We start from the raw sequence: 25,595 nt of genomic DNA, 5'->3' as shown, positions 1-25,595 counted from the left end.
TATATGATTATTGGGGAATGATCTGAAATAACTCTAAAGTTAAAGGCTGCTAATTTTAGCAGCCTTTCTTTATTTAAAGAGGTGTATAAAAACAAAAAGCAACCTTATAAGGTTGCTTTTTTATATCTAAAGAATTTTATGATTCTTTTTTATCCTGTCTAGGTTTTCTATCGTCACGACGATTATCGCGATTACGATTATCTCTTCCTTTGTTGTTATCTCTAGGTGGTCTTGCTACATAACCTTCTGGTTTAGGTAATAAGGCTTTACGAGATACTTTTTCTTTACGTGTTTTTGGGTCAATTCCGAAGTATTTTACATCTAAAATATCTCCTAAATTAACAACGTCAGTTACATTGTTTGTACGTTCCCAAGCTAATTCGCTAACGTGTAGTAAAACTTCATTTCCTGGAGCTTCAGTATATTCTACAACAGCACCAAAATCTAGTAACTTCACTACTTTTACTTCATATACAGAACCTTTTTCGGGTTTAAACATCATTGAATCGATGCGAGCGATAACCTTATCAATTCCTTCTTGGTTTGTTCCTAAAATCTCAACGATTCCTTCTTCAGTAACAGGGTCTTCGTTAATAACAATCGTAGTTTCTGTTTCTTTTTGTAACTCTTGGATGTGTTTTCCACCCGGACCAATGAATGCTCCAATTAAGTCGTTAGGAATTACTCTATTTACCATTTTAGGTGCATGAGATTTAACATCGTCATTTGGAGTAGCGATAGTATCCGTTAATTTTTCTAAGATATGTAAACGACCATCACGAGCTTGTTTTAAAGCTTTTACTAAGATTTCATATGACAATCCTTTAATCTTAATATCCATTTGACAAGCTGTAATACCATCAGCAGTACCAGTTACTTTAAAGTCCATGTCTCCTAAGTGATCTTCATCTCCTAAAATATCAGATAAAACTGCATAACGATCACCATCAGAAATTAACCCCATTGCAATACCAGAAACTGGTTTTTTCATTTGAACCCCTGCGTCCATCAGTGCCATTGTACCCGAACAAACAGTAGCCATTGAAGAAGAACCATTAGATTCTAATACTTCAGATACTATACGAACTGTATAAGGGCAATCTTCAGGAATCATTCCTTTTAAAGCTCTTTGAGCTAGGTTACCATGACCAATTTCACGGCGAGAAGTTCCTCTTAAAGGGCGTGCTTCTCCAGTTGAAAAAGGAGGGAAGTTATAGTGTAAGTAGAATTTCTCTTCTCCTTGCATTGTTGGAGAATCTACCATGTTTGCATCTCTAGAAGTACCTAAAGTTACTGTAGCTAATGCTTGAGTTTCTCCACGTGTAAAGATTGATGAACCATGAGTTCTTGGTAAGTAATCTACCTCACACCAAATAGGTCTAATATCAGTAGTGGTACGTCCGTCTAAACGTAAACCTTCATTTAAAGTTAAATCTCTAACAGCTGCTTTGTGTGCTTTACTAAAATATTTTCCTACTAAATCACCGTATTCTTCTAATTCTTCTTCGGTGAACATTGCAATAACCTCTTCTTTAACTTCAGAAAAAGCTAATCCTCTTTCTTGTTTAGAAGTTCCTTTTTTAGCAATGTCATAACATTTTTGGTAAGCTGCATCATGAATTTTTTGTGCTAACTCTTCGTCTTCAGCTTCTCCTTCATACTCACGAGTTTCTTTTTTACCAAAAGCTTCCGCCAATGCTACTTGAGCATCACATTGTACTTTAATAGCCTCGTGTGCCACACGGATTGCTTCTGCCATTTCTTCTTCAGAAACTTCATCCATTTCTCCTTCAACCATTGCAACAAAGTCATTAGAAGCTCCAACCATTAAGTCGATATCCGCTTCAGCTAATTGAGTAGCACTAGGGTTGATAATGAATTCACCATTAATACGCGCAACACGTACTTCTGAAATCGGTGCTTCAAATGGGATGTCTGATAATTGAATTGCAGCAGAGGCGGCTAAACCAGCTAAGGCATCTGGCATTACCTCTTCGTCATGAGACATTAATTGAATCATTACCTGAGTTTCTGCGTGGTAATCTTTTGGGAATAGTGGACGCAATACACGGTCTACTAAACGCATTGTTAAAATCTCCTCATTTGAAGGACGTGCTTCACGCTTCATAAATCCACCAGGGTAACGACCTGCAGCTGCAAATTTTTCACGGTAATCTACCGTTAATGGTAAAAAGTCAATACCTGGATTTGCAGTTCTTGCTGATACAACTGTTGCTAATAACATTGTATCTCCCATTCTTACAACAACAGAACCATCTGCTTGTTTTGCTAATTTTCCTGTTTCTAATGTGATGGTTCTTCCATCTCCAAGTTCTATTACTTGGTTAAATACTTTTGGAATCATAAATTAATTCTTCTAAATTTTAATTCGTTTTTGTTTGTTGTTGTGTTGTTGTTGCTCCAATGGAAAATCAAAATTGTTGTTAGTAATTTTGAGCTTTTTATATATAAATTTCTGTTTGTTAGTCAGAAATAAACTTCATGTAAAAATAAAAAAGAGGCACGTTTATAGAGCCTCTTTTCTTGTAGAATTATTTTCTAATTCCTAATTCTTTAATAATCGCACGATATCTATTAATCTCTTTTTTCTTTAGATAATCTAATAAGCTTCTACGCTTACCTACCATACGTACTAACGAGCGTTCTGTGTTAAAATCTTTACGATTTTTCTTTAAATGCTCAGTTAAGTGGTTAATTCTGTGCGTAAATAACGCGATTTGACCTTCTGCAGTACCAGTATCATTTGCTCCTTTACCGTGTTTTGCGAAGATTTGTTCTTTAACTTCTTTTGTTAAATACATGCCAATATTATTTAAATGATTATTATGTACTCAATGCATTTACATTGAAGATGCAAATGTACGATTATTTTTTTGAATGGTAACGAAAAAGTTAGAAAGCAAAAAAGCTAGCAATCGCTAGCTTTTTTGTTATGCTCTTACAGGTTGATTTTGTATTAAATCTAAATACAAGTTTACCTGTTTTTTTAAGTCTTTTCGTTCGTAAATACCATCTAAGAAACCGTGTTCTAATAAAAATTCAGAACGTTGGAAGCCTTCTGGTAAATCTTTACCAGTAGTGTCTTTTACTACACGAGGTCCTGCAAATCCAATTAAAGCATTTGGTTCAGCAATGTTTATATCTCCTAACATGGCAAATGAAGCTGTAGTTCCTCCAGTAGTTGGATCGGTACATAAAGATATATATGGAATTTTAGCCTCTGCTAATTGCGCTAGCTTTGCAGAAGTTTTAGCTAATTGCATTAAAGAAAGTAAAGCCTCTTGCATACGAGCTCCTCCTGATTTAGAAATCATTAAGAAAGGAATATTGTTTTTGATAGAATGATCAATAGCTCTTGCTATTTTTTCACCAACAACACTTCCCATAGATCCACCAATAAAAGCAAAATCCATTGAAGCAATTACTAAATCTTTTCCCATTGATTTACCAACAGCAGCACGAGCAGCATCTTTTAATCCTGTTTTCTTCTGAGCAGCTTTTAGTTTTTCAGGGTACTTTTTAGTATCCTCAAATTTTAATGGGTCTTTAGCAGATAATTTTGGATCAAGTTCTGTGAACTTATTATCGTCAAAAAATATTTCAAAATATTCTTTACTCCCTATACGCACATGATATCCATCTTCTGGACTTACGTATAAATTTTTTTTAAGTTCGTCTGTGTCAATTATCTTTCCGCTTGGGGTTTTATACCACAAGCCTTTTGGTGTGTCTTTTTTTTCTTCTGTTGGGGTTTGAATCCCTTTGTCTGTACGTTTAAACCAAGCCATAATTTAGTTTTTTAATCTTTAGTTGTTTGGTTTTTCTTTTTTCAAAGAATTTTATAATGTGTTTACATTATTTAGGTCTTCAAAAGCTTTCTTTAATCTAGCTTTAAAAGTTTGTTCTCCTTCACGTAACCATTTACGAGGGTCATAATGTTTTTTGTTAGGAATATCATCTCCTTCAGGGTTACCGATTTGAGATTGCAAATATGCAGATTTTTCTTTCATATAATCACGAACACCTTCGGTAAATGCATATTGCAAATCAGTATCGATATTCATTTTTATAACTCCGTAACTAATTGCTTCACGAATTTCTTCTAAAGTAGAACCAGATCCTCCGTGGAAAACAAAGTCGATTGTGTTATGAGGAACGTTATATTTTTCTGAAATGTGTTCTTGTGAGTTCTTTAAAATTTTTGGAGTTAATTTTACGTTTCCTGGTTTATATACTCCGTGAACATTTCCGAAGGCAGCAGCAATAGTAAATTGCGGACTAACTTTCATTAATTCTTCATAAGCATAGGCTACTTCTTCTGGTTGTGTGTATAATTTAGAGCTATCAACATCTGTATTATCAACCCCGTCTTCTTCACCTCCAGTAATTCCTAATTCAATTTCTAAAGTCATTCCCATTTTACTCATACGAGCAAGATATTCTTTACAAATTTCAATATTTTCTTCTATTGGTTCTTCACTTAAATCAATCATGTGAGAACTGTATAGAGGTTTTCCTGTTTCTTTATAAAATTGCTCACTAGCATCTAGTAAACCATCAATCCAAGGTAATAATTTTTTTGCAGCATGATCGGTATGTAAAATAACAGGAATACCATATGCCTCTGCTAATAAGTGTATATGTTTAGCACCAGCTACTGCACCAGCAATAGCAGCTTTTTCATTATCATTTGATAAGCCTTTACCTGCATTGAATTGAGCACCTCCATTAGAGAACTGGATTATTACAGGCGAGTTAAGTTCTTTAGCTGTTTCTAAAACCGTATTAATAGTGTTTGATCCTACAACATTAACAGCTGGTAAAGCAAAACCTTTTTGTTTTGCTAATTTAAAAATTGCTTGAACTTCTTTTCCGGTGGCAACTCCAGGTTTAATCATTTTTTATTTTGTTTAGTAGTGTGTTACTTAGTTTAAGGAACAAATCTACACTTTTTTATACAAGTTGCGATAAATTTTTATTAGAAAGTACTTTGTTAAAAGGGGTAATTAATACCTATATTTAGCACAGAGTTAGAGAAATTGAAGTTTTGGAACCACTTATTATTAGTTAAATATGGTTCATGTGCTTTGAATCCTAAATCCAATCTTGCAATTAAAAATTTAAAGTCGTAACGAAGCCCGAAACCAGCACCAACAGCCATATCTTTTAACGATTTAAAACCATTAAATTTAGCTGGATCATCAACAAATTCTGTGTTGGTTATATCCCAAATGTTTCCTGCATCAATAAATAAAGCAGACTTTAAAGAACCAAAAACGTTAAAACGGTATTCAAAGCTAGTTAAAAATTTTAAGCTACCAATGTTGTATTCAAGAAGAGGTGCTCTAGTACCAGGACCCAAATCGTAGGTTCTCCATGCACGTATGTCGTTAGAACCTCCTGCAAAATAACTACGAGAAAAAGGAACGCCAGAATTATCATAAGTAAAAATAGCTCCAAGAAAAGTTCTGTGCGCTAAAACATTGTTATCACCTAAATCCCAATATTTTTTATACTCAATATCTGTTTTAAAATATTGAGCAATAGGAATTTTAAAAACAGTTTTTTGTCCAGAACTATTGGTCTTATTTGATAAAAGTCCCATAATATTTCCTGAGTTAGCAACTCTAAACTTAAAAAAAGAAAAGCTAGCATCTTTAATACTTTCTTGATTATTATAGGTATAACTATAGGCAATTTCTGGAATTAAAAAGTCGGATGTTACAATATTATATCTGTTAGCAAGGTTTAAGACGTTTTGAAACTCAATTGGGTTTGATGCTGCAAAATTAGCATCGGTAAGAACGCCTGAAATGAAATTAATTATTTCACCTGAGTTACTAGGGGTATTGTCTGGAAACGTATATGAAGGATCATAAATTTCAGCGACTTCAGATAATTTTCGATATTCAGAATTATATATAGAAAAATAATTATCAACATTTAGATTTCTAATATATTGAGTGTTTAATAGTTCTAATTGAATGGATTTTCTTTTGTTATAGTCCCATTTGTAATCTATACCAATAGATATATTTTGTTTATCCAATCCTATGTTTTTTTGAATTCCTATTCCTGAGTAAAACTTAGTTCTAGGAAACATTCTTTTTGGAACCAATTTATGCAATCCGAAAGGAGCCATAAATCGAGGAACTTCTAGTGAAATATCCGAACCAATTTCCCAACCGGGTCCATTATTGGAGTTAAAATAAGAACCAAAAGTAGAGAGTTTAAAAAGCTCAGCACCTTTAAATGTATTTCTATTAGTTAATGAAAACTTTAAAGAAACATCAAAGTTACGAATGTTGGAACGTGATAATTCTGTTTCAAAACCTAAAGTGTATTTTTCTATAGGGGTTAAATATACATTGGCTTCCAGTTCGTTTTCGCTTAATTCATTATATCGAATAGAGGTTGCTTTGAAGTTTTTTAATCCTCTTAAATGTGTGCGTGTTAAATTTCTTAGTGAGTCACTATAAACGGTATTTGGTTTTATGAATAAAGATTGAGATAAGTACTTAGGATTGTATTTTAGTTTTCGAAGTGCGTAAAAATTAATTCCATTATAACTTACACTGTCTTTATGCTTAGAGTTTCTAGTGCTATAATTATAGTCGGTATAAACGTTTACTTTTCTTAATTTCTGAATTTGAAAAGGAATAGTTTTATCAGAAATATTGATATCTACATCGGTTTTTTCATAATTTTTTAAAGTGTCATTTTCAAAGGAGATATAATTTTCATTAAATTGATATATTCCTTTATTCCTAAAAAGTTTTACAAGTCGATTCGCTTCCTTTATAAAGTTGTCATTCTTATAATGATCTCCAGGTTTTAGGTAGCTTTTCTTTTTTGTAAGTTGATATAAAGAATCAAGAACTGGAGATGTAATAAAAGTTTTAATACTATCTAAATAAGAAGGATTCCCTTTGGTAATATGGTAGCTAATTTCTCCTTTTTTCTTACCAATAGTATCTTTTTTAGAGAAAACTTTAGCTCTAAAATATCCTTCAGTTTGAAAGTAAGCTTTTAAGTTATCTACAGTTTTATCTGTTTTTTTATCGTCAATAATAATTGGGGGTTCCCCACTAGTTAAAAACCAATTATTAAAACCAATAAGTGTTTTAGCTACAGCTATACTTTGCTTTTCTGAAAATACATCTTTGTAAAAATTATAGGTTTTTGGATTTTTTTTAGCCCATTCACTAGGTGTTTTTGGAGCTTCGGGATTTCCTAAATTATAAAAATGTAATGATAATGGTATACCCAAAGCCTTAGCGTTAGGGCGTTGTAATAATAATTCAGCAATATTATCACTAGAGTTTTTCACACTATCAATATATACTGTGTTTTTAGCTAGTAATAACTCATTTTTTTTAACATATTTAATTGTGCTACATGAGCTGAATAAGCCTACTAATAAAAAGAAGAAAGAAAGTTTTTTCATTAACTTTACGCCTCGTATTAAGAATCAAAAATACTATTTTTTAGTGGTTTTAGAGTGTTAAAAATAATTTAATGAATTTATCTAAAAACAACATAAAGTTAATAACTAGTTTACAGCAAAAAAAGTATAGACAAAAGCATCAATTATTTGTAGGAGAAGGTGTAAAGGTGGTTAATGAATTACTAGCGTCTTCTTTGGTAGTAGAACAATTATATACTACAGAAGAGTCATTTATTTCTTCAAAAAATGTAGAGGTTATTTTGATTTCTGAAAACGAGTTAAAAAAGATTAGTACTTTAAAAACACCAAACAAAGTTTTAGGAATTTTTAAAATTCCAAACAAAAAAGAAGTTAATAAGGGCAATTTTATAGTTGCTTTAGATGGTATTAATGACCCAGGAAATCTAGGAACAATTATTCGTTTGTGTGATTGGTTTGGGATTTCTGAGTTGGTATGTTCTAAAAATACGGTTGATTGTTATAATCAAAAAGTGGTACAGTCTACCATGGGATCGTTAACTAGAGTTCAGGTTTCATATGTTGATTTGCCTAAGTTTTTAAAGAGTACTCCATTGCCTGTTTATACAGCAGATATGTATGGTGATAATGTTTATACTACTCCATTACCTCAAAAAGCAGTTTTAGTAATGGGAAATGAGGCAAATGGAATTTCTCCTGAAGTTGCTGATATTGTAAAAAATACTGTAACCATTCCAAGGTTTGGCGATTTACAAAAAACTGAGAGTTTAAATGTTGCTACTGCTACAGCTATATTATTAAGTGAGTTTAAAAGAAATTTGATTTAATACGATTGGATAGCTAATGCTTTATTTTTCTTAGAGAAAGCTTCCAATTCTTCTTTGTAAGGAGTATAAGTACTTTGAGCAAAAGTTGAAAGGTAATTTGTAATTTCAATAGGTTTTATTGGTTCAATATTCTCTTTTTTATGTAGCTCTGGATAACATGATATGAAGAACTTTTGTATGTGAGCAATAAGCTTAATTAAATCATTACAGTAAACAGAAGGATTATTGAAACCATTTTTTTTGCTATAACGATGAACCAATCTGCCACCTTTACAAATTTCATTTAATGGGCATTCTAAGCATTGTGTACAAAGCTTTGTGTTAAAATCATTAAAATATAATTTACCTAAAGAGGTGTGTTGTATGTCTTGAAAATTGTTCTTTTTAATATTAAGACCTGTTTTAGTAAAACCGTGACCACAAGCTTTAAGAGAATCAATAGCCTCGATTTCTCCATTCGTTTCGATAACTAAAACGGTTGATTCATTTTTTGCTTTTTCGTTAACTCTCATTAGAGAGTTTAACAAGCCTAAAAATAATGGGATTTTAAATCGCTTCGTATCTTTAATCCAAATGTCAAATAAATTAATTAACCAATCGGCCATTAAGGTTTTGTCTTTATCGAAGGGAAAATTGTCATGTGTGTAATCAGGAATTAAAAAGTTTACATAACTAACATTCATTTTTTTAAAACTATCGTAAATTTCTTTTGGGCTTTCTTCAATATTAATAACACAAGCTATGTCAGCAAAATTCATTTCATTTTTTAATAACTTGACACTTTCAAAAACTGTGTCGTAGCTGCCATTTCCTTTATGGTCTACTCTATACATATCGTGTGCCTTTTTAGTTCCGTCAACGCTTACACTAGGGCAAATGTTCAAGCTTTTGAATAGCTGTATCCAACTTTTATCTAAAAGAACACCGTTTGTTTGCAAGTCAAAAGAAAAAGATACATCGGTTAATTCTTGTTGTATTTTGTGCACTTTATTTATAAAATTAATATAAAAATCTTTAGAAGCGAGTAGAGGTTCGCCTCCATGGAAAATAAAGGAAAAATCTTTTTTATTATACTTTTTTATATAATTTTTAGTCTTTTCAATAATATTATCAACAACTTCTGAAGACATGAATTTAGGTTGGTTTTTATAGGTAGTGTCTCCAAGATTATACATAAAACAGTATGAACAATTAAGATTACATCTACTAGCAATTTTTATAGCTAAAGAATTAAAATTCATAATTAGAAAAGGTGTTGGTTAAAACAAGGAAACTATACAGTGTATAATTTCCTTGAGAAGATTTTAAAATTCTGTGTTATAATCTGAAGTGCTCTTTTTCAGCTTCAACTTCTATTAATTTCACACATTTTTGTAGCTTGTTACTCCAAACTAATCCGTCAGGACATACTCTTCCTCCTCCACTAGTAGGGTAATAAATTTCTTCTTCCACATAAATAGCTCCTCCTTTAACAAGATCTAGATTGTCAGCTTGTAAGTTTGTGAACTTTTCTAATCCCTTTGGTAAAAAAAATGTTTTCTTCATAATTATTAATTTTAAGTTAATTGCTTACTCTATTTCTTTTTAAGTTTAAAAGATTACATTTTCAGCTACCTGTAAATCATTAAACTAATAGAAGTTAATAGGCTTGTTTTTAAACAAGTTTCTTAAATGAATTGCAGCAAATATTAATGATTTGAGATGAAAAAGTAAGGTGACTAGGTGACTATTTATAAAAAATGGATGCATAATTTAAAAATTATAACACCCTTTTAGAGGGGTAATTAACTTGTTTTTGAAGAGAAGAGATTTGAGAGTAAGATTTCTGTTTGAAGGTAGATTTTATTTTTAGGATAGCGAATACGCTATAAAGATATAGATTGATAAAAGAAAACCTCTTTGTTTTTACTAAAAAACAAAGAGGTTGTTATTGTAGGCTTAAATTCTTTAAAACTTAAAATAATCCATTTATTTGAGCATCTATTCTATCGATAATAAAACCTAAGTCTTCTTGGTTATCAACAAAATCTAAATTATCAACATCTATAATTAATAATTTACCTTTATTGTATTGACTAATCCAAGCTTCATAGCGTTCATTTAACCTACTTAAATAATCGATACTGATAGAGTTTTCATATTCTCTACCACGCTTATGAATTTGACCTACGAGTGTAGAAATATCTGCACGTAAATAAATTAATAAATCAGGTGGAGTTACCAAGTTTTCCATTAATTCAAATAGAGAAGAATAGTTGCTATAATCTCTATTTGTCATTAAGCCCATTGCATGTAGGTTTGGAGCAAAAATATGAGCATCTTCATAAATAGTTCTATCTTGAATTATTTTTTTACCAGATTTACGAAGTTCTAAAACTTGACGAAAACGGCTATTTAAAAAGTATACTTGCAAATTAAAAGACCAACGCTCCATTTCTCCATAAAAATCATCTAAGTATGGATTTTCATCAACCGATTCAAAATGAGCTTCCCAATCGTAGTGTTTTGCTAATAATTTAGTTAAAGTGGTTTTTCCCGCGCCTATGTTTCCGGCAATTGCTACGTGCATAATTGTTTGTGTAAAAATGTTTTTAATATTGCTGGCACAGCCAGATTAGGGGGTGGTAAAATTACATAAAAAAAGGAATTAAGAAACAAGTTTAATAAATGAATATTAGATAAAAATAAAAAGCAAGCCAATTAGCTTGCTTTTTACTTTTCTGACATAGTTTATAACCTACTTAACAACTATTTTTCTTGTCACTTGTTTACCCGCATTTTCAACTTGTAATAAATAAAGTCCGCTTGCAGCTTTGGTTAATTGTATTTCTTCATTAAACTGACTAGAAATAGTTGAAAATTTTTGTGTTTCAAGTAATCTTCCCCTAAAATCAAAAAGTCTAATAATTGTTGATTTTTTATCTTTTACCTTGAAGTTTATTGTTAGCTTTTTATTTAATAGCGTGGGTGTTGGGCCTATTTTTAAATCATTAAACAACGTATTGTCTGTAGCAAAGCTTTCTTCAACGGTAATAGTATAGTCTTCTACCTCACCATTAAAATTTAATCCACAAGAATTAGGATTACTATTTACTTTTGTAGAAATTCTCATAGTTGTAGAATCTAATAAAGCATCTTCAGGAACGATAATAGAAAGAGTATTAGAAGTTAAGTCATAAGTTTCATTAGCATCAAATGCACAGTTTTGGTTCCAGTCTATCCAAGCAAATGTGTTTGTATTACTGTTTCCTGCTGTATTGATAGTGGTTGTTAAATCATAAGTTTCTCCTCTAACTACTTGGGTTGTTACTGATTTAAAATCTGAATACCCATTTGTTTTATCAGAATTATTGTTGATACCATTAAAAGTAACATTAGTAATACTTAATTGAGACTCAGTGTTACCTGAAGAATTACAAAGGCTGTTGTTTACGTTTAAAAGGATATTTACTGATTTAGCCATTGAACCTGATGCTGCAGTAACAGTAATTGTGTAATCTCCTGTATCTACTTCTTTGGCGGTTAAATTACTTATTGTTAAGGTAAATTTTCCACTAGCACTCATACTAGTAGGGGTTAATGTTATAGTAGAATTAGTTGGTGCTCCTGAATAAGAAAGATTAACAGTTTCATTAAACCCATACAAAGCTGTATAATCCAAATCAAAGGTTACTTCATTTGTAGCTTGTTTACATACAGATAGATCTCCTGTACTATTAGAAATAGAAAAAGTAGGTTCTAAAACTGTAATAGTATAATCTTCAACTTCACCATTAAAGCCCAAGTTACAAGAATTTGGGTCAGCGTCTGACCTTGTAGAAACTCTCATAATAGTTTCTCCTGTTGGGATGCCTTCAGGAACCGTGATTAAAATAGCGCTAGTAGAGGTTAAGTCGTAAGTTTCATTAGTATCAAAAACACAATTTTGGTTCCAGTCAATCCAAGCAAATGTTTTTACATTATCATTTCCAGCTGTATTAATAGTAGTTGTTAAATTATAGTTGTTACCTCTAACTACCTCAGTGTTTTGACTGGTGAAGTTAGAATAACCAGTTGTTTTAGTAGAGTTATTGTTAATACTATTAAAGGTAACATTCGTAATGCTTAATTGCGATGCAATATTTCCAGAAGAATTACAAAGATTGTCATTTACGTTTAAAAGTATATCAACAGATTTAGTTATTGAACCTGACGTAGCTGTAACAGTAATTGTATAATCTCCTTTTGAAATATTTGTAAGGTTAGTTACGGTTAAGGTAAACTTACCGCTACTACTTATTGAAGAATTACTTAACGTAACAGTAGAGTTAGCAGGAGCTCCTGAGTAAGACAAATTTACTGTTTCATTAAATCCGTATAAAGCATTGTAGTCAAAATCAAAAACAAGCTCATTTGTAGCTATATTACATACAGATAAATCTCCTGTATTATTAGCTATTGAATACGTTGGAGCTGTAGGGAAAATGGTTAAATTGCTATTGTTTATGTTATAAAAAATATTATCTGAAGCTTCTACTAATATTCGTGCATTTGTAGTAGGGGTATCAGGTATAATAATATCTTCTGAACCGTCATTTGGTGTATTGTTTTTTAGAGTGATAGGGTAAGTAAGGCCTCCATCTGTTGAAAGTTTTATGTTTACATTAGCACAGTTAATAGGTGATTGGTCTGTAGTTCCTTTATTCCATATAATGGTTTGGGTTGAACCAACTCCCCAAGATACCGCAGAATTAGGAGATGTTACAGTAAAAGCTTCAGCGTTTGTAACAGTTATTTTTATATCATCTCTAGCTGAGCTACCTCCTCCTATATGATTATCTCTAACTGTAAAGGCGAAATCTAATTCTCTTGCCACAGAAGGTAAAACTTCCCATTCAGTAGAATTGTTACCACTTAATACGGTAGATAGTGCAGGTATGTATCTATCAGCTGATGAAGAAGGAAGTAATGATCTGAACATAGGACCTCCTGTATTTGTAGATAATGGAGACATGGTTGCTACTTCATTATCAATTTGTTCCCAAGTATAAGATAAAGATTCTGTTCCATCAACATCTGTAGCGGTTCCTTTTAAAACAAATGGTGTCGATTTAGGAATACTAACATTATTTCCCGCATTAGCTGTAGGAGCAGTATTACCTGTGTTTGAAGTGCTGGCACAATTCCCTGAACCTTGAATATGATTCCACATTTGAGCAATGCTAACCGCATGAAAATAGTCATCACTTACATTTTGTACATTTGGACCGCAAATACCAGCATATCCCATAATTGTTGAACCACTACCTGGTTCAACAGCAGTACTAGAGCTTCTATTCCCCTCACATGAATTATTAAATGTATGAGTAGCTCCGAATTGGTGTCCAATTTCATGAGCAACATAATCTATATCGTAAGTATCTCCTATAGGTCGGCTTCTTCCTGTAACTCCTTGAGCCTTATAGTTTGTAGCACAAACAGAGTTTAGCTGAGCTAGTCCTCCTGCTCCAGTACTAAACGTATGTCCAATATCATAATTAGCATCACCAATAATTTCATCACATTTTTCTTGACTTTCATCAATCAAGGTTCTGGCACTATCATTTGTTAAGCCATCTGTATCAGCATCTAAAAAGATTAAAGCATCATTATTGTCCACGATAACCATTCTTACTGCTAAATCTCTTTCATAAACCTCATTAACACGAGTAATTGTAGTATTCATAGCAGATAGTACAGCTGCTTTTTTTTCTGCATCACTAGCTGTAGATGGTACCCTTTGGTTGTTTATGTGAAATTGAGCATATTCACCTGTACAAGCAATGGCCATTCTATAGGTTCTTAAATTGCCATCATCAGCATTTCTTCGTTGATGTGGTGATATGTTATTTTTTTGTACAGTGTCTTCTACCTTACACGAAAATTCATCTTTGCTTGGAGGTAGACTACTTTTCTTATAAACAATATATTCTTTATAGTCTTTGGTGTATGGATTTATGTAGGAAGTACCTTCATTTGCTGAAGAAATAATTACGTGAACTCCATCTTTTCCAATACTTATCTTAGCCGAAGAAGAAGGATTGTCAATTCCTTGAGCTGAAAAAGATTTAATCATAGGGTATTTTTCAGCTAGGGAAGGAGCTAAATAAGAAGTTTCTTTTATAGAAAATCTTTCTAGTTGTCCGTTAGCATTAGGAAGCTGGATAATTTTTGAATTAGGTGTATTTTTAGATAATGAGCTAGGCAATGTATTTTTAAAGCCTTCTAAGTTTAAACTCATTAAAATGTATTCTTTAGGTAAAGTGTTATTTGTATTAAAAATTTCTTTCTTTTGTTGAGTAATGGCGTCTTTATGACTCCTTGTCCATAGTTGTTGTGAAAACAAGCTAGCTATTGATAAATAGAAAGCAAATAAAAAAGGAAGGGTACTTTTTTTAAACATGATTTTTGTTATTGATATACGTTTAGTTTATAACAGTAAAACTCTAAATTTCCCTACCTTTGTAGGGTAGTTTAGCGCCACAATTTATGAATAAAAAAATAAGAATTAGTGATCTAGGAAGAAAAGATTACAAGGAAACATGGGATTATCAAACGAACCTTTTAGATGAAATAGTCTCATTAAAAAGAGAAAGAAGAAATGGAGATAGTGAAATAGAAACTCCTAATTACTTTTTGTTTGTAGAACACCCGCATGTGTACACCTTAGGAAAATCAGGAGATATAAAAAATCTTTTGTTGAATGAAGAAAAATTAAAAGAGAAAGAAGCAACTTTTTATAAGATTAATAGAGGAGGGGATATAACTTATCATGGACCAGGACAAATTGTTGGTTATCCAATTTTAGATTTAGAAAATTTTTTTACAGACATCCATAAATATTTACGTTTGTTGGAGGAGTCAATCATTTTAACAATAGCAGAGTATGGGTTGGAAGGAGAAAGAAGTGAAGGAGAAACAGGTGTATGGCTTGGAGTAGGTACGCCGTTTGCTAGAAAAATTTGTGCCATGGGAATTAGAGCCAGTAGATGGGTAACTATGCACGGTTTTGCTTTAAATGTGAATGCTAACTTAGGCTATTTTGATAATATTATTCCTTGTGGAATACGTGGAAAAGCTGTTACTTCAATGGAAGTTGAATTAGGTAGAAAGGTCTCGGAAGAAGAGGTAAAAGAGAAAATTATAAAACATTTTAAAGAACTGTTTGAAGTGGAAGAGCTTATAAAAGCATAAAAAAAGGTTGACAATTGTCAACCTTTTTTTATGCTTTAGAACTAAAAATTATTTTTTAGCTTTGATTTCAAAAGAAATTTCCATTAAATCATTGATGAATTTGTCTTTTAAAGCAGCGTCAATTTTTTTAGACTTGTAAGTAACACCAAAGTCAGTTCTATCAATACTAAAAGTATCACTTTTAAAAGTTACCATATCATCAGCTTCTGTAATAGTAGCAGGTATAGTAATACTTTTAGTAACGTCTTTAAGAGTTAAGTTCCCTGTAACGTGTACTTTTCCACCTTTTACTTCAGAGCTAGCTACTTGAAATTTAGCAGTAGGGAATTTTTCAACATCAAAGAAATCAGCATTTTTTAAGTGTCCCTCTAAATCTTCTTTACCGTCTCCAGCTTTTAAATCTTCACAAGAAATAGTAGTCATGTCAATAATGAACTCACCAGATTTTACGTTTCCGTTTTCGATTTCTAACGTTCCTTTACTTAAACTTACGACACCATTATGAGAACCAGTAGGTTTGCTACCTTTCCAAGCAACAGCAGATTCAGCGATGTTAGCCTTATAAGTATTAATAACATTCTCTGTTTTTGCAACTTCTTTAATTTCGTCACTAACAGTAGCCTTGTTTTTATCTGTTTTACAAGAAACAGCTCCAATTGCAACAAATGCAATAGCTAAAATTGTTTTTTTCATTTTTGTGTTTTTAATAATGATACTTAATCAGATACAAATATAATTAAAAATAATTCCCATGGAAATTATTTTTTATCTTTGGAATCAATAGTGATAGTTACAGGTCCATCGTTTAGCAACTCTACCTTCATATCCGCACCAAATTGACCTGTTTGTACTTTTTTACCTAAATCAACCTCAATTTGTTGAACAAACTTTTCATATAAAGGAATAGCAACATCAGGTTTGGCAGCTTTAATATAACTAGGACGATTTCCTTTTTTGGTAGAAGCGTGTAAAGTAAATTGACTTACTATAATAGCATCTCCATTTATATCTTTAATCGATTTATTCATAACACCTTCTTCGTCATTAAAAACACGAAGGTTTGTTATTTTGTTTGAGAGCCATTTAATATCATCAGGTGTATCTTCAGTAACAATTCCAAGTAAAATTAAAAGCCCCTGTTGTATTTTAGCTACTCTTTCACCTTCAATAGTAACGCTAGCTTTTGAAACACGTTGAATGACAATTTTCATTTTATATAAATTGTTGAATTTTTAAATATTTGAATGTTTTGAACCTTAGTGGAGATTAGACTAAAAAATTATATTACTCCCAAATGTCGGTTCTGTAGTGTTCTTCTTCGCCTTCTAAAATTTGTAGATAACTTTTATAACGAGACCAAGCTATTTCTTCATTTTCTAAGGCTTCTTTAACTGCGCACTGTGGTTCGTTAATATGAATGCAATTGTTGAATTTGCAGTTTTGTTTTAAAGCAAAAAACTCAGGAAAATAATCGCCTAATTCATCTTTGTCCATATCAACTACACCAAAACCTTTAATTCCGGGAGTGTCAATAATACGAGCATTAAAACTTAAATCAAACATTTCGGCAAATGTAGTAGTGTGTTGTCCTTGTTTGTGTTGTTCAGAAATTTCTTTCGTTTTTAAGTCTAAAGATGGTTCAATAGCGTTAACTAAGGTTGTTTTTCCAACTCCTGAATGACCTGCAAACATACTTACTTTGTCTGTCATCATCTCTTTTATTTTATCAATATTGATGTTTTTAGTCGCGGAAACTTCAATGCATTCGTAACCGATGGCTTCATAAATATCTTTTAAATACAAAATTTCGGCACGCTGCTCAATTTCGTAAGAATCAATTTTATTGAAAACTAATATAGTTTTAATTGAATAGGCTTCGGAAGTAACTAAAAAGCGATCAATGAAAGTCGTAAATGTAGGAGGGTTGTCAATAGTAATCAATAAAAACACCTGATCAATATTAGAAGCAATAACATGAGTTTGTTTTGAAAGATTAACAGACTTGCGAACGATATAGTTTTCTCGTTCGTGAATATTAGTAATCAATCCTGTTTCTTCATCATTTTTAGTTTCTAACGAAAAATCAACAATATCACCTACAGAGATGGGATTGGTACTTTTAATTCCTTTGATACGAAACTTTCCTTTAATGCGACACTTATATAGCTCGCCTTCAGATTTTACCCAATACCAACTTCCTGTAGATTTATAAACCGTTCCTATCATAAAACAAAGATGCGGATTATTCATAAAAATATAATATATTCGTTGCTTAAATTTTAAAAACATTATGAAAAAATTATTATTAGCAATTGCTTTTGCTGTATCATCGTTTTCGGTTGTAGCTCAGTCTTATGAGTACAAAGTGATTACAAGTGTTGAGTCAACGGTTCCAAATGGAATGGGGAGGTCAAGGTTATTATCTTCTAATGAAAGTAGAGATTTTAAAGATTTCACCTCAACAAGATCTGATGATAAAGAAAAAGATAAAAGAAACAAATCTGATCGTTCAGAAATTAGAGTTAAAAATTTTGAAGAAACAAAATTATTAAACTTCTTTAACTTAGGAGGAATAAGGTTCCAAAACATTGTAGCTAATGATGCTGTTATTTCTTCGAAAATTAACACTATGACAGAAGAAGGATGGGACTTAGCTTTTGTTAATACAGGAGTAGAAAGTTATGGAGGTAAAGGAGATAAAAATGGATTATTTATAACAAGATATATCTTTAAAAGATTAAAGAAATAAAAAAAGCGCCATTTGGCGCTTTTTTTATTTATTAATTATTTTCTCTTGATGATTGATACTTTCTTGATGTATTGCTTTGAACATTTTAAGTACAAACTCTTCACTTAAACCACGTTCATCACCTTCTAAAATCATTTTGCCTAGTATCTCATTCCACCGTTTAGTTTGTAAAATAGCGACGTTTTTCTCTTTTTTTAACTGACCAATAGAGTCTGCTATTTTCATACGCTTTCCTAACATTTCAATGAGTTGATGATCTACTACGTCAATTTGAGTACGTAGCGTATTTAAAGCATTTCTGTACTCAGTTTCTGTATCTGTGGCTTTTCTAACTTTTAAATCAATCATCATTTGAATTAATGATTTAGGAGTAATTTGCTGAGCTGCATCGCTCCATGCATTATCTGGATCGTAATGAGTTTCAACCATTAAACCATCAAAATTTAAGTCTAATGCAGTTTGACAAACATCGAAAATAATATCACGACGACCAGCGATGTGTGACGGATCACAAATCAGTGGTAAATCAGGGAAACGGTTTTGTAATTCAATAGGAATTTGCCATTCAGGATTGTTACGGTATCTTGTTTTTTCGTAAGTAGAGAAACCTCTATGGATAACCCCTAGTTTTTTAATATTTTTAGCGTACAAGCGTTCTATGGCACCTAACCACAATGGTAAATCGGGGTTTACAGGGTTTTTTACTAAAACAATTTTATCTGTACCCTCTAAAGCATCTGCTATTTCTTGAACAATAAAAGGACTTACGGTAGTGCGAGCACCAATCCATAAGATGTCTACGTCGTGCTCAATTGCAAGTTTTACGTGATCTTTGTTGGCTACTTCAGTAGCAATTAACATTCCTGTTTCTTGCTTTGCTTTTTGTAACCATTTTAGCCCTAAAGCCCCCACACCTTCAAAATTACCTGGTCTTGTACGAGGTTTCCAAATTCCAGCTCTTAAAACAGTAGCATCTGTATCTTTTAATTCGTGTGCAATTTGTAGTACTTGTTCTTCTGTTTCGGCGCTACAAGGTCCTGCAATTACTAGTGGATGCCCTAACCCGAAAGCATCTAACCATTTTTTTAACTCTTTTGTATTCTCCATTTTTGATATTCTTATTGTTGAGGTATTCCCTCTAAAATTCCATTTAATATTTGTTTTATATGATTGGTGTTTTCCATTTCTATATAGATTTCTGGAAAATCGTTGTTTTCTAATAAAGTTTTGAATTGTTGTAAGTTATGAATATATTCATTCAGAGACTCAATAACATTTTCTTTATTTTGCTCAAAAATAGGTGTCCACATTGCTGGTGAGCTTTTTGCTAAACGTACAGTAGAAGCAAACCCACTACCAGCCATATCAAAAATATCACGCTCGTTTTTCTCTTTTTCAATGACTGTTTTACCTAACATGAAAGAGCTGATATGTGATAAATGTGATACATAGGCTATATGCTTATCGTGTGACTTTGGATCCATGTATCGAATACGCATCCCTAATTTTGAGAATATGTCTAATGCTTTTTCCTGTAATTTGAATGCTGTTTTTTCTACTTCACAAATAATATTAGTTTTATTTCTAAATAAGTTTGTCAATGCAGCATTGGGTCCTGAAAACTCGGTTCCTGCAATGGGGTGTGCTGCTAAAAAATTTCTTCTTTTCGGATGGTTTTTAACAGCATCACAAATTAGTTCTTTAGTCGAACCTACATCGAAAACCAAACAGGTATCAGAGATATTATCCAATGTTTTCAAAATAACCTCTCGTGAAACATCAACAGGAATAGCAATAATGACTATATCTGCATTTTTTAACTCTGAAAAAGTTGCTTTTTGATGGATAATCCTTTTCTCTAAAGCAAGGTCTCCATGCTCTTCGTTGGAATCTATTCCGTAGATAGTAGCATTTTTAAATCTTAGCTGAATATCTAAGGCAAAACTTCCGCCGATTAATCCTAGTCCTATGATAAATACGTTCATTATATTCTGTTGATTGCTTCGTTAATTTTTTCTTCTGGAACGCATAATGAGAAACGAATATAGCCTTCTCCTTGATTACCAAAAATGGTTCCTGGAGCAGCGAAGATGTGTTTATTATATAGTAAATCATCAATCATTTCTTCAGATGTTTTTCCATCAGGAAGTTTGCACCAAACAAACATTCCAGACACGTTTTTATCGTAGGTACATCCTAATTTTTCTGCTAACTCAAATACTAGTTTTTGCCTTTTTTTATAGGTGTTGTTTAGCTGAGTAAACCAATCTTTGTCTAACTCTAATGCTTTAGTGGCTCCTTTCTGAATTCCATAAAACATACCTGAATCCATTTGAGTTTTTACTTTTAAAATTTCAGTTAAAAATTCAGGTTTACCTAATAACATTCCAACACGCCATCCAGCCATGTTAAAAGACTTACTCACTGAGTTTAATTCTAAAGCAACATCTTTTGCGCCTTCAATTTGTAAAATACTTTGAGGGTGTTCATTCAATATAAAGCTATACGGATTGTCATTTACAATAACTATGTTATGTTTTTTTCCAAAGTCAATCAACTTTTGAAAAGTTTCTTTGGTAGCATCAGCACCTGTTGGCATGTGTGGATAATTTACCCACATCAACTTTATTTTTGAAGTATCGAGTTTTTCCAAAGCTTCAAAGTTAGGTTGCCAGTTAGTTGCTTCTTCTAACTCGTAAAAAATAGGTTCTCCTCCTAATAAATTGGTCACAGAACTATAGGTCGGGTATCCTGGATTAGTAATTAATACCTGATCCCCTTCGTTTAAAAAAGCCAATGAAATATGCATAATTCCCTCTTTACTTCCCATTAAAGGAAGTACTTCGTTAGCAGGATTAATACTAACTTGATAGTTTTTATGATAAAAACTTGAAACAGCTTGTCTAAATTCAGGTAAGCCTTGATAACTCTGATAACTATGTGCTCCAGTATCTTGTAAACTATCTTGAATAGCTTTCAATACTGATGTTGGAGGTTGTAAATCAGGGCTCCCAATTCCAATATTTATGATTGGTTTACCTTCTGAAATTAATTGACGTACTTCTTGTAATTTTTTAGAGAAGTAGTATTCCTGTACGGTTTGTAGTCTGTTAGCAAACTGTATCATAATCTTCCGTTTTTGTATTCGCCTAATATTTTAAATTCTTCTGCCATAATTTGTATGATGGCTTTTGCTTTTTCGTAATCTTTATATTTTTCAAAAGTTACATCTACGAAAAAAGAGTACTTCCAAGGTGTCTCGATTTTGGGTAGCGATTGTATTTTAGTAAGGTTTAATTTACAGTCGCTCATTACATTTAGTACTGTAGCTAAACTTCCTCTTTTGTGATCTAGTTCAAATTTTAATGAAGCTTTATTGATTTCACTTTTACCATTTTTTGGGAGACTTGTTTGAAGAAATACAAATCGAGTTGCGTTATTTTTAATCGTTTGAATTTCATCTTCAATAACTGATAAATTAAAAATATCAGCAGCCATTTTTGGTGCAATTGCTGCAACTCCTTTTAATTGTTGATCCGCGATTCTTTTTGCAACAGCGGAAGTGTCAACATCTTCAACTAACTTGATGTGCTTATGTTGTTTGAAAAATTCTTTACATTGTAGTAATGCCATCGGATGTGAACAAACCTCAGTAATGTCTTCAATTCGTTGGTCAGGTAACGCCATTAAATGATGATGTATAGACAAGTAATACTCACCAGAAATATGCAAATTGTACTTGTCAATTAGGGCATAGTTGGGTATGATTGAGCCTGCTATGGTGTTTTCTAAAGCCATAATTGCTTGCTCACTTCTTGAATTAATAAGGCTATCAACCAATACGTCAAAAGATAAGCACTCGTGTAAGTCGATGTTTTCTCCGTAGTAGTTGTTTGCAACAATATGGTGGTTGCTTCCTTGTATTCCTTGAATGGCTATTTTTTTCATTTTACATCAAAAAAAAAGCCTCGATAAATTCGAGACTTTGATTGGGTATATATTTTTTGTTAGGTTAACAATATGATACAAAGTCTCGTCTCTTACTAAAAAAGTAAAAGTAAAAATAGAAACCTTGCCATACGTTTTGTAACATCATTGTATTTGTGTTTTTTGTACGGAACAAATCTTAGAAATAAATTTAACTAAACCAAATTTTTTTAAAAAAAAGTGTAAAAAATAAAAAAGCTTCTCATTTTGAGAAGCTTTTTGCGGTCTGGACGGGACTCGAACCCGCGACCCCATGCGTGACAGGCATGTATTCTAACCAGCTGAACTACCAGACCGTTGCTTTAAGCAATATGTTATATGTTTTTAGAGAAACTTTAGCGGTCTGGACGGGACTCGAACCCGCGACCCCATGCGTGACAGGCATGTATTCTAACCAGCTGAACTACCAGACCGTTGCTCTAAGCGGATGCAAATATATAACCTTTTTTTAAATAAAAAAGAGTTATTTATAAAAAATTCTGTCTAGTGATAAGATAAGCTATAAGCACTTTATCATAACCTTCACTAATATCTACAGGAATGTAATCTATTTTATATTGTAAGCATTTGTTTTTTAGGTTTTTGAAAAAAAAGGAGCTCAATTCTTGATATTTTTGCTGTACATTTTCTGCGTATAAATTTATTTCTTCTCCAGTTTCAACATCCACAAATTTTTTTGGTGAGTTATCAAAATCAAACAAAAATTCTGTTTTTTTATCATATGTATGAAACAATACTACTTCATGTTTATTAAATTTTAGATGTCTTAAAGCATTAAAAAGTTCTTCTTCATTCTTTGAAGTTTGAAACATATCGGTAAATAAGAAAATTAAAGACCTTCTATGAATCTTCTCTGCTATTTCATGTAAGTATTGATAGGTTTTTGTATTTGAAGTAGAATTAGATGATAATAAATGCTCTAATTGATGTAATAACATTTTACGATGACGTTCACTACCTTTTTCTGGAGCATAGTATTCATAAGTGTCAGAGTAAATACTTAAACCAACAGCATCACGTTGTCGCTTTAAGATATCCATTAAAGAGGCAGCTGCTACTGCAGAGAAACCAATCTTATTTAAATCATTTATTGATTCATTATTGCTTGGAGGATAATGCATCGACGCAGAATTATCAATGATTATATGACACCTAAGATTCGTTTCTTCTTCGTACTTTTTAGTGTACAATTTTTCAGTTTTGGCAAATAGCTTCCAATCTATATGTCGAGTACTTTCTCCTTTGTTGTAGAGTTTGTGTTCAGAAAATTCAACTGAAAATCCGTGAAATGGACTTTTATGCATTCCTGTAATAAAACCTTCTACCACTTGTTTAGCAAGTAGCTCAAGGTTGTTAATTTTTGAAGCAGTACTGTTTAAATCAATCATAGATTACCGAAAATAACAAAAGGTTTGGCGATAGCCAAACCTTTTTTATAATATCAAATAATATCTTTACTTATAAAGCAGCATCAATTTTATCTGTATATGCTTTTTTTGGAGCAGCACCAACTTGTTTGTCTACAACTTCTCCGTTTTTGAAGATTAATACAGTTGGTATGTTTCTTACACCATACTTAGCGGCAAATTCTTGGTTTGCATCTACATCTACTTTTCCAACTACAGCCTTACCATCGTATTCATTACTAATTTCATCAACGATAGGAGATACCATTCTACAAGGTCCACACCAAGCTGCCCAAAAATCTACTAATACTGGTTTGTCAGATTTTAATACTACTTCTTCGAAAGAAGCATCTGTAATTTCTAATGCCATTTTATTTATGTTTTATCTAAAGTTATTTTCTTATTTATTTACGTACAAATGTAAACAAATATTTTACCAATACAATTTTACAAAAATTACTTTTTATTATCATAATATCAATACTTTCTATTTATTTACGTGTAAGTTTGTTTTTGTGTATGTAAAATAATCTATAACTTTGTCAAATATATTTGAGGAAAAATTTGACTGATTGCAACCTCATTGAACAATGATTCAAAATAAAAATGCTAAAGCAGTAATATCTACTCCTTTTAGCGACTCAGCAATCCAAGTTTTTTCTTTTAGTTAAATTTTAAAAAAAAGTATTTATGTCATATTTTTTTACTTCAGAAAGTGTTTCTGAAGGACATCCAGATAAAGTAGCAGATCAAATATCTGATGCTCTAATAGATAATTTTTTAGCTTTTGATTCAAATTCAAAAGTAGCATGTGAAACATTAGTAACAACTGGTCAAGTAGTATTAGCAGGAGAAGTTAAGTCTTCTACTTACTTAGATGTTCAAAAAATTGCTCGTGAGGTAATTAATAAAATTGGATATACCAAAGGTGAGTATATGTTTGACGGTAATTCTTGTGGAGTGTTATCAGCAATTCATGAACAGTCAGATGATATTAACCGTGGAGTAGATAGAGCTTCAAAAGAAGAGCAAGGAGCAGGTGATCAAGGAATGATGTTTGGTTATGCGACAAACGAAACTGAGCATTATATGCCGTTAGCGTTAGATTTATCACATATAATTTTAAAGGAATTAGCAGCAATCCGTAGAGAGAATAAGGAAATTACTTATTTACGTCCAGATGCTAAAAGTCAGGTAACTATTGAGTATTCTGACGATAACGTACCGCAACGCATTGAGGCAATTGTAGTTTCTACTCAACATGATGATTTTGCTGATGATGAAACAATGTTAGCTAAAATTAGAAAAGATATTGTTGAGATTTTAATTCCTAGAGTAAAAGTACAATTAACTCCAGAAATTCAAGCGTTATTTAATGATGATATTAAATATCATATTAATCCAACAGGAAAGTTTGTAATTGGTGGACCTCATGGAGATACAGGGTTAACAGGTCGTAAGATTATTGTTGATACTTATGGAGGAAAAGGAGCACATGGTGGCGGAGCATTTTCTGGAAAAGATCCAAGTAAAGTAGATCGCTCTGCAGCGTATGCAACACGTCATATAGCTAAGAATTTAGTAGCTGCTGGAGTAGCTGATGAGGTCTTAGTACAAGTATCGTATGCTATTGGAGTAGTAGAACCGATGGGTATTTTTGTAGATACTTACGGAACTTCAAGAGTGGATTTAACTGATGGAGAAATTGCTCAAAAAGTTTCTGAAATTTTTGACATGCGTCCACACGCTATTGAAGATCGTTTAAAGTTACGTAATCCAATGTATAGTGAAACAGCAGCTTACGGGCATATGGGAAGAAAAAATGAAGTAGTTTCTAAAACATTTACACAACCTAATGGAGAAAGTAAAACAATGGAAGTTGAATTGTTTACTTGGGAAAAATTAGATTATGTGTCTAAAGTAAAAGAGAGTTTCAGTTTGTAATAAACGAAATAAAAACATAGTGA

22 protein-coding genes and 2 tRNA genes are annotated in these 25,595 nt (G+C 32.0%); 4 read left to right on the top strand and 20 right to left on the bottom strand.

Annotated elements, in window-relative coordinates; genetic code table 11:
• Positions 1–136: 136 nt before the first annotated feature.
• The 5 genes from MHM83_RS08900 to tamL all read right to left on the bottom strand — a co-directional run bounded on the left by MHM83_RS08900 (position 137) and on the right by tamL (position 7,468).
• Entirely contained in the window at positions 137–2,365 is a 2,229-nt protein-coding gene (locus tag MHM83_RS08900; RefSeq protein ID WP_047788612.1) for a polyribonucleotide nucleotidyltransferase, read from the bottom strand.
• 187 nt (positions 2,366–2,552) lie between these two features.
• Positions 2,553–2,822, bottom strand: coding sequence for a 30S ribosomal protein S15 (gene rpsO / locus MHM83_RS08895; RefSeq protein WP_047788611.1), 270 nt, complete (start codon positions 2,820–2,822; stop codon positions 2,553–2,555).
• A 129-nt stretch (positions 2,823–2,951) separates the two neighbouring features.
• Positions 2,952–3,809, bottom strand: coding sequence for an acetyl-CoA carboxylase, carboxyltransferase subunit beta (accD, locus tag MHM83_RS08890; RefSeq protein ID WP_173360535.1), 858 nt, complete (start codon positions 3,807–3,809; stop codon positions 2,952–2,954).
• A gap of 51 nt (positions 3,810–3,860) precedes the next feature.
• Complete coding sequence (gene fbaA / locus MHM83_RS08885; RefSeq protein WP_047788609.1) at positions 3,861–4,919, bottom strand: class II fructose-bisphosphate aldolase; 1,059 nt, start codon at positions 4,917–4,919, stop codon at positions 3,861–3,863.
• 95 nt (positions 4,920–5,014) lie between these two features.
• The gene (gene tamL, locus MHM83_RS08880) at positions 5,015–7,468 is read right to left on the bottom strand and encodes a translocation and assembly module lipoprotein TamL (protein WP_159493299.1); all 2,454 of its coding nucleotides are present in this window, start codon (positions 7,466–7,468) and stop codon (positions 5,015–5,017) included.
• A gap of 71 nt (positions 7,469–7,539) precedes the next feature.
• Between tamL and MHM83_RS08875 the strand changes: the two genes are divergently transcribed.
• Entirely contained in the window at positions 7,540–8,274 is a 735-nt protein-coding gene (locus MHM83_RS08875) for a TrmH family RNA methyltransferase (protein ID WP_239179305.1), read from the top strand.
• Here MHM83_RS08875 and MHM83_RS08870 read toward each other — a convergent pair.
• The 4 genes from MHM83_RS08870 to MHM83_RS08855 form a co-directional block, all read right to left on the bottom strand.
• The gene (locus MHM83_RS08870; RefSeq protein ID WP_239179303.1) at positions 8,271–9,515 is read right to left on the bottom strand and encodes a radical SAM protein; all 1,245 of its coding nucleotides are present in this window, start codon (positions 9,513–9,515) and stop codon (positions 8,271–8,273) included. The two genes, MHM83_RS08875 and MHM83_RS08870, sit on opposite strands and share 4 nt — an antisense overlap.
• A gap of 76 nt (positions 9,516–9,591) precedes the next feature.
• Entirely contained in the window at positions 9,592–9,819 is a 228-nt protein-coding gene (locus MHM83_RS08865; RefSeq protein WP_159614053.1) for a hypothetical protein, read from the bottom strand.
• A 409-nt stretch (positions 9,820–10,228) separates the two neighbouring features.
• On the bottom strand, positions 10,229–10,843 hold the full coding sequence (locus MHM83_RS08860) for a deoxynucleoside kinase (protein WP_047788603.1): 615 nt from the start codon (positions 10,841–10,843) through the stop codon (positions 10,229–10,231).
• Between the two features lie 168 nt (positions 10,844–11,011).
• A complete protein-coding gene (locus MHM83_RS08855) occupies positions 11,012–14,695 on the bottom strand; it encodes a reprolysin-like metallopeptidase (protein ID WP_239179301.1) in 3,684 nt (1,227 codons plus the stop codon).
• A gap of 86 nt (positions 14,696–14,781) precedes the next feature.
• Between MHM83_RS08855 and lipB the strand changes: the two genes are divergently transcribed.
• Positions 14,782–15,486, top strand: coding sequence for a lipoyl(octanoyl) transferase LipB (gene lipB, locus MHM83_RS08850; RefSeq protein ID WP_239179299.1), 705 nt, complete (start codon positions 14,782–14,784; stop codon positions 15,484–15,486).
• Positions 15,487–15,534: 48 nt separating this feature from the next.
• Here lipB and MHM83_RS08845 read toward each other — a convergent pair whose 3' ends face one another.
• The 3 genes from MHM83_RS08845 to rsgA form a co-directional block, all read right to left on the bottom strand.
• Positions 15,535–16,179, bottom strand: coding sequence for a YceI family protein (locus tag MHM83_RS08845; RefSeq protein WP_239179297.1), 645 nt, complete (start codon positions 16,177–16,179; stop codon positions 15,535–15,537).
• 65 nt (positions 16,180–16,244) lie between these two features.
• Positions 16,245–16,697 (bottom strand): D-aminoacyl-tRNA deacylase, encoded by a 453-nt coding sequence (gene dtd / locus MHM83_RS08840; protein ID WP_239179295.1) that lies wholly within the window; start codon positions 16,695–16,697, stop codon positions 16,245–16,247.
• Positions 16,698–16,770: 73 nt separating this feature from the next.
• Entirely contained in the window at positions 16,771–17,712 is a 942-nt protein-coding gene (rsgA, locus tag MHM83_RS08835; RefSeq protein WP_047788599.1) for a ribosome small subunit-dependent GTPase A, read from the bottom strand.
• 64 nt (positions 17,713–17,776) lie between these two features.
• Between rsgA and MHM83_RS08830 the strand changes: the two genes are divergently transcribed.
• On the top strand, positions 17,777–18,235 hold the full coding sequence (locus MHM83_RS08830) for a hypothetical protein (RefSeq protein WP_159614049.1): 459 nt from the start codon (positions 17,777–17,779) through the stop codon (positions 18,233–18,235).
• A gap of 24 nt (positions 18,236–18,259) precedes the next feature.
• Here the strand turns inward: MHM83_RS08830 and MHM83_RS08825 are convergent, their stop codons facing one another.
• From MHM83_RS08825 to trxA, 8 genes are all read right to left on the bottom strand, one after another.
• The gene (locus MHM83_RS08825) at positions 18,260–19,342 is read right to left on the bottom strand and encodes a bifunctional 3-deoxy-7-phosphoheptulonate synthase/chorismate mutase type II (RefSeq protein ID WP_159614047.1); all 1,083 of its coding nucleotides are present in this window, start codon (positions 19,340–19,342) and stop codon (positions 18,260–18,262) included.
• Positions 19,343–19,353: 11 nt separating this feature from the next.
• Positions 19,354–20,220: a prephenate dehydrogenase gene (locus MHM83_RS08820; RefSeq protein WP_201284971.1), complete on the bottom strand. Its 867-nt coding sequence runs from the start codon at positions 20,218–20,220 to the stop codon at positions 19,354–19,356.
• Entirely contained in the window at positions 20,220–21,362 is a 1,143-nt protein-coding gene (locus tag MHM83_RS08815; protein WP_159614045.1) for a pyridoxal phosphate-dependent aminotransferase, read from the bottom strand. The genes MHM83_RS08820 and MHM83_RS08815 overlap by 1 nt, the downstream gene beginning before the upstream one ends.
• The gene (locus MHM83_RS08810) at positions 21,359–22,183 is read right to left on the bottom strand and encodes a prephenate dehydratase (protein WP_159614043.1); all 825 of its coding nucleotides are present in this window, start codon (positions 22,181–22,183) and stop codon (positions 21,359–21,361) included. Before MHM83_RS08810 ends, MHM83_RS08815 begins: the two co-directional genes overlap by 4 nt.
• A gap of 261 nt (positions 22,184–22,444) precedes the next feature.
• Positions 22,445–22,518: transfer RNA gene (locus MHM83_RS08805), tRNA-Asp, on the bottom strand.
• Positions 22,519–22,561: 43 nt separating this feature from the next.
• Positions 22,562–22,635 (bottom strand) — tRNA-Asp (locus tag MHM83_RS08800).
• 54 nt (positions 22,636–22,689) lie between these two features.
• Positions 22,690–23,610, bottom strand: coding sequence for a DUF58 domain-containing protein (locus MHM83_RS08795; protein ID WP_073181843.1), 921 nt, complete (start codon positions 23,608–23,610; stop codon positions 22,690–22,692).
• Between the two features lie 70 nt (positions 23,611–23,680).
• A complete protein-coding gene (gene trxA, locus MHM83_RS08790; protein WP_028892415.1) occupies positions 23,681–23,998 on the bottom strand; it encodes a thioredoxin in 318 nt (105 codons plus the stop codon).
• Between the two features lie 320 nt (positions 23,999–24,318).
• On the opposite strand from trxA, the gene metK reads away from it, so the two are divergent.
• On the top strand, positions 24,319–25,572 hold the full coding sequence (metK, locus tag MHM83_RS08785) for a methionine adenosyltransferase (RefSeq protein WP_239179293.1): 1,254 nt from the start codon (positions 24,319–24,321) through the stop codon (positions 25,570–25,572).
• Positions 25,573–25,595 lie beyond the last annotated feature (23 nt).

The sequence above is a fragment of the Tenacibaculum sp. Mcav3-52 genome (genome assembly GCF_022347665.1).
GTDB classification, from domain to species: domain Bacteria; phylum Bacteroidota; class Bacteroidia; order Flavobacteriales; family Flavobacteriaceae; genus Polaribacter; species Polaribacter mesophilus.
This window is presented reverse-complemented; position numbering and strand designations above follow the sequence as displayed.

What these genes read in the sequence shown, in the direction of transcription:
- MHM83_RS08900 (WP_047788612.1), bottom strand. Translation starts at nt 2,365, where the DNA reads ATGATTCCAAAAGTATTTAACCAAGTAATAGAACTTGGAGATGGAAGA.
- rpsO (WP_047788611.1), bottom strand. Translation starts at nt 2,822, where the DNA reads ATGTATTTAACAAAAGAAGTTAAAGAACAAATCTTCGCAAAACACGGT.
- accD (WP_173360535.1), bottom strand. Translation starts at nt 3,809, where the DNA reads ATGGCTTGGTTTAAACGTACAGACAAAGGGATTCAAACCCCAACAGAA.
- fbaA (WP_047788609.1), bottom strand. Translation starts at nt 4,919, where the DNA reads ATGATTAAACCTGGAGTTGCCACCGGAAAAGAAGTTCAAGCAATTTTT.
- tamL (WP_159493299.1), bottom strand. Translation starts at nt 7,468, where the DNA reads ATGAAAAAACTTTCTTTCTTCTTTTTATTAGTAGGCTTATTCAGCTCA.
- MHM83_RS08875 (WP_239179305.1), top strand. Translation starts at nt 7,540, where the DNA reads ATGAATTTATCTAAAAACAACATAAAGTTAATAACTAGTTTACAGCAA.
- MHM83_RS08870 (WP_239179303.1), bottom strand. Translation starts at nt 9,515, where the DNA reads ATGAATTTTAATTCTTTAGCTATAAAAATTGCTAGTAGATGTAATCTT.
- MHM83_RS08865 (WP_159614053.1), bottom strand. Translation starts at nt 9,819, where the DNA reads ATGAAGAAAACATTTTTTTTACCAAAGGGATTAGAAAAGTTCACAAAC.
- MHM83_RS08860 (WP_047788603.1), bottom strand. Translation starts at nt 10,843, where the DNA reads ATGCACGTAGCAATTGCCGGAAACATAGGCGCGGGAAAAACCACTTTA.
- MHM83_RS08855 (WP_239179301.1), bottom strand. Translation starts at nt 14,695, where the DNA reads ATGTTTAAAAAAAGTACCCTTCCTTTTTTATTTGCTTTCTATTTATCA.
- lipB (WP_239179299.1), top strand. Translation starts at nt 14,782, where the DNA reads ATGAATAAAAAAATAAGAATTAGTGATCTAGGAAGAAAAGATTACAAG.
- MHM83_RS08845 (WP_239179297.1), bottom strand. Translation starts at nt 16,179, where the DNA reads ATGAAAAAAACAATTTTAGCTATTGCATTTGTTGCAATTGGAGCTGTT.
- dtd (WP_239179295.1), bottom strand. Translation starts at nt 16,697, where the DNA reads ATGAAAATTGTCATTCAACGTGTTTCAAAAGCTAGCGTTACTATTGAA.
- rsgA (WP_047788599.1), bottom strand. Translation starts at nt 17,712, where the DNA reads ATGATAGGAACGGTTTATAAATCTACAGGAAGTTGGTATTGGGTAAAA.
- MHM83_RS08830 (WP_159614049.1), top strand. Translation starts at nt 17,777, where the DNA reads ATGAAAAAATTATTATTAGCAATTGCTTTTGCTGTATCATCGTTTTCG.
- MHM83_RS08825 (WP_159614047.1), bottom strand. Translation starts at nt 19,342, where the DNA reads ATGGAGAATACAAAAGAGTTAAAAAAATGGTTAGATGCTTTCGGGTTA.
- MHM83_RS08820 (WP_201284971.1), bottom strand. Translation starts at nt 20,220, where the DNA reads ATGAACGTATTTATCATAGGACTAGGATTAATCGGCGGAAGTTTTGCC.
- MHM83_RS08815 (WP_159614045.1), bottom strand. Translation starts at nt 21,362, where the DNA reads ATGATACAGTTTGCTAACAGACTACAAACCGTACAGGAATACTACTTC.
- MHM83_RS08810 (WP_159614043.1), bottom strand. Translation starts at nt 22,183, where the DNA reads ATGAAAAAAATAGCCATTCAAGGAATACAAGGAAGCAACCACCATATT.
- MHM83_RS08795 (WP_073181843.1), bottom strand. Translation starts at nt 23,610, where the DNA reads ATGATTGATTTAAACAGTACTGCTTCAAAAATTAACAACCTTGAGCTA.
- trxA (WP_028892415.1), bottom strand. Translation starts at nt 23,998, where the DNA reads ATGGCATTAGAAATTACAGATGCTTCTTTCGAAGAAGTAGTATTAAAA.
- metK (WP_239179293.1), top strand. Translation starts at nt 24,319, where the DNA reads ATGTCATATTTTTTTACTTCAGAAAGTGTTTCTGAAGGACATCCAGAT.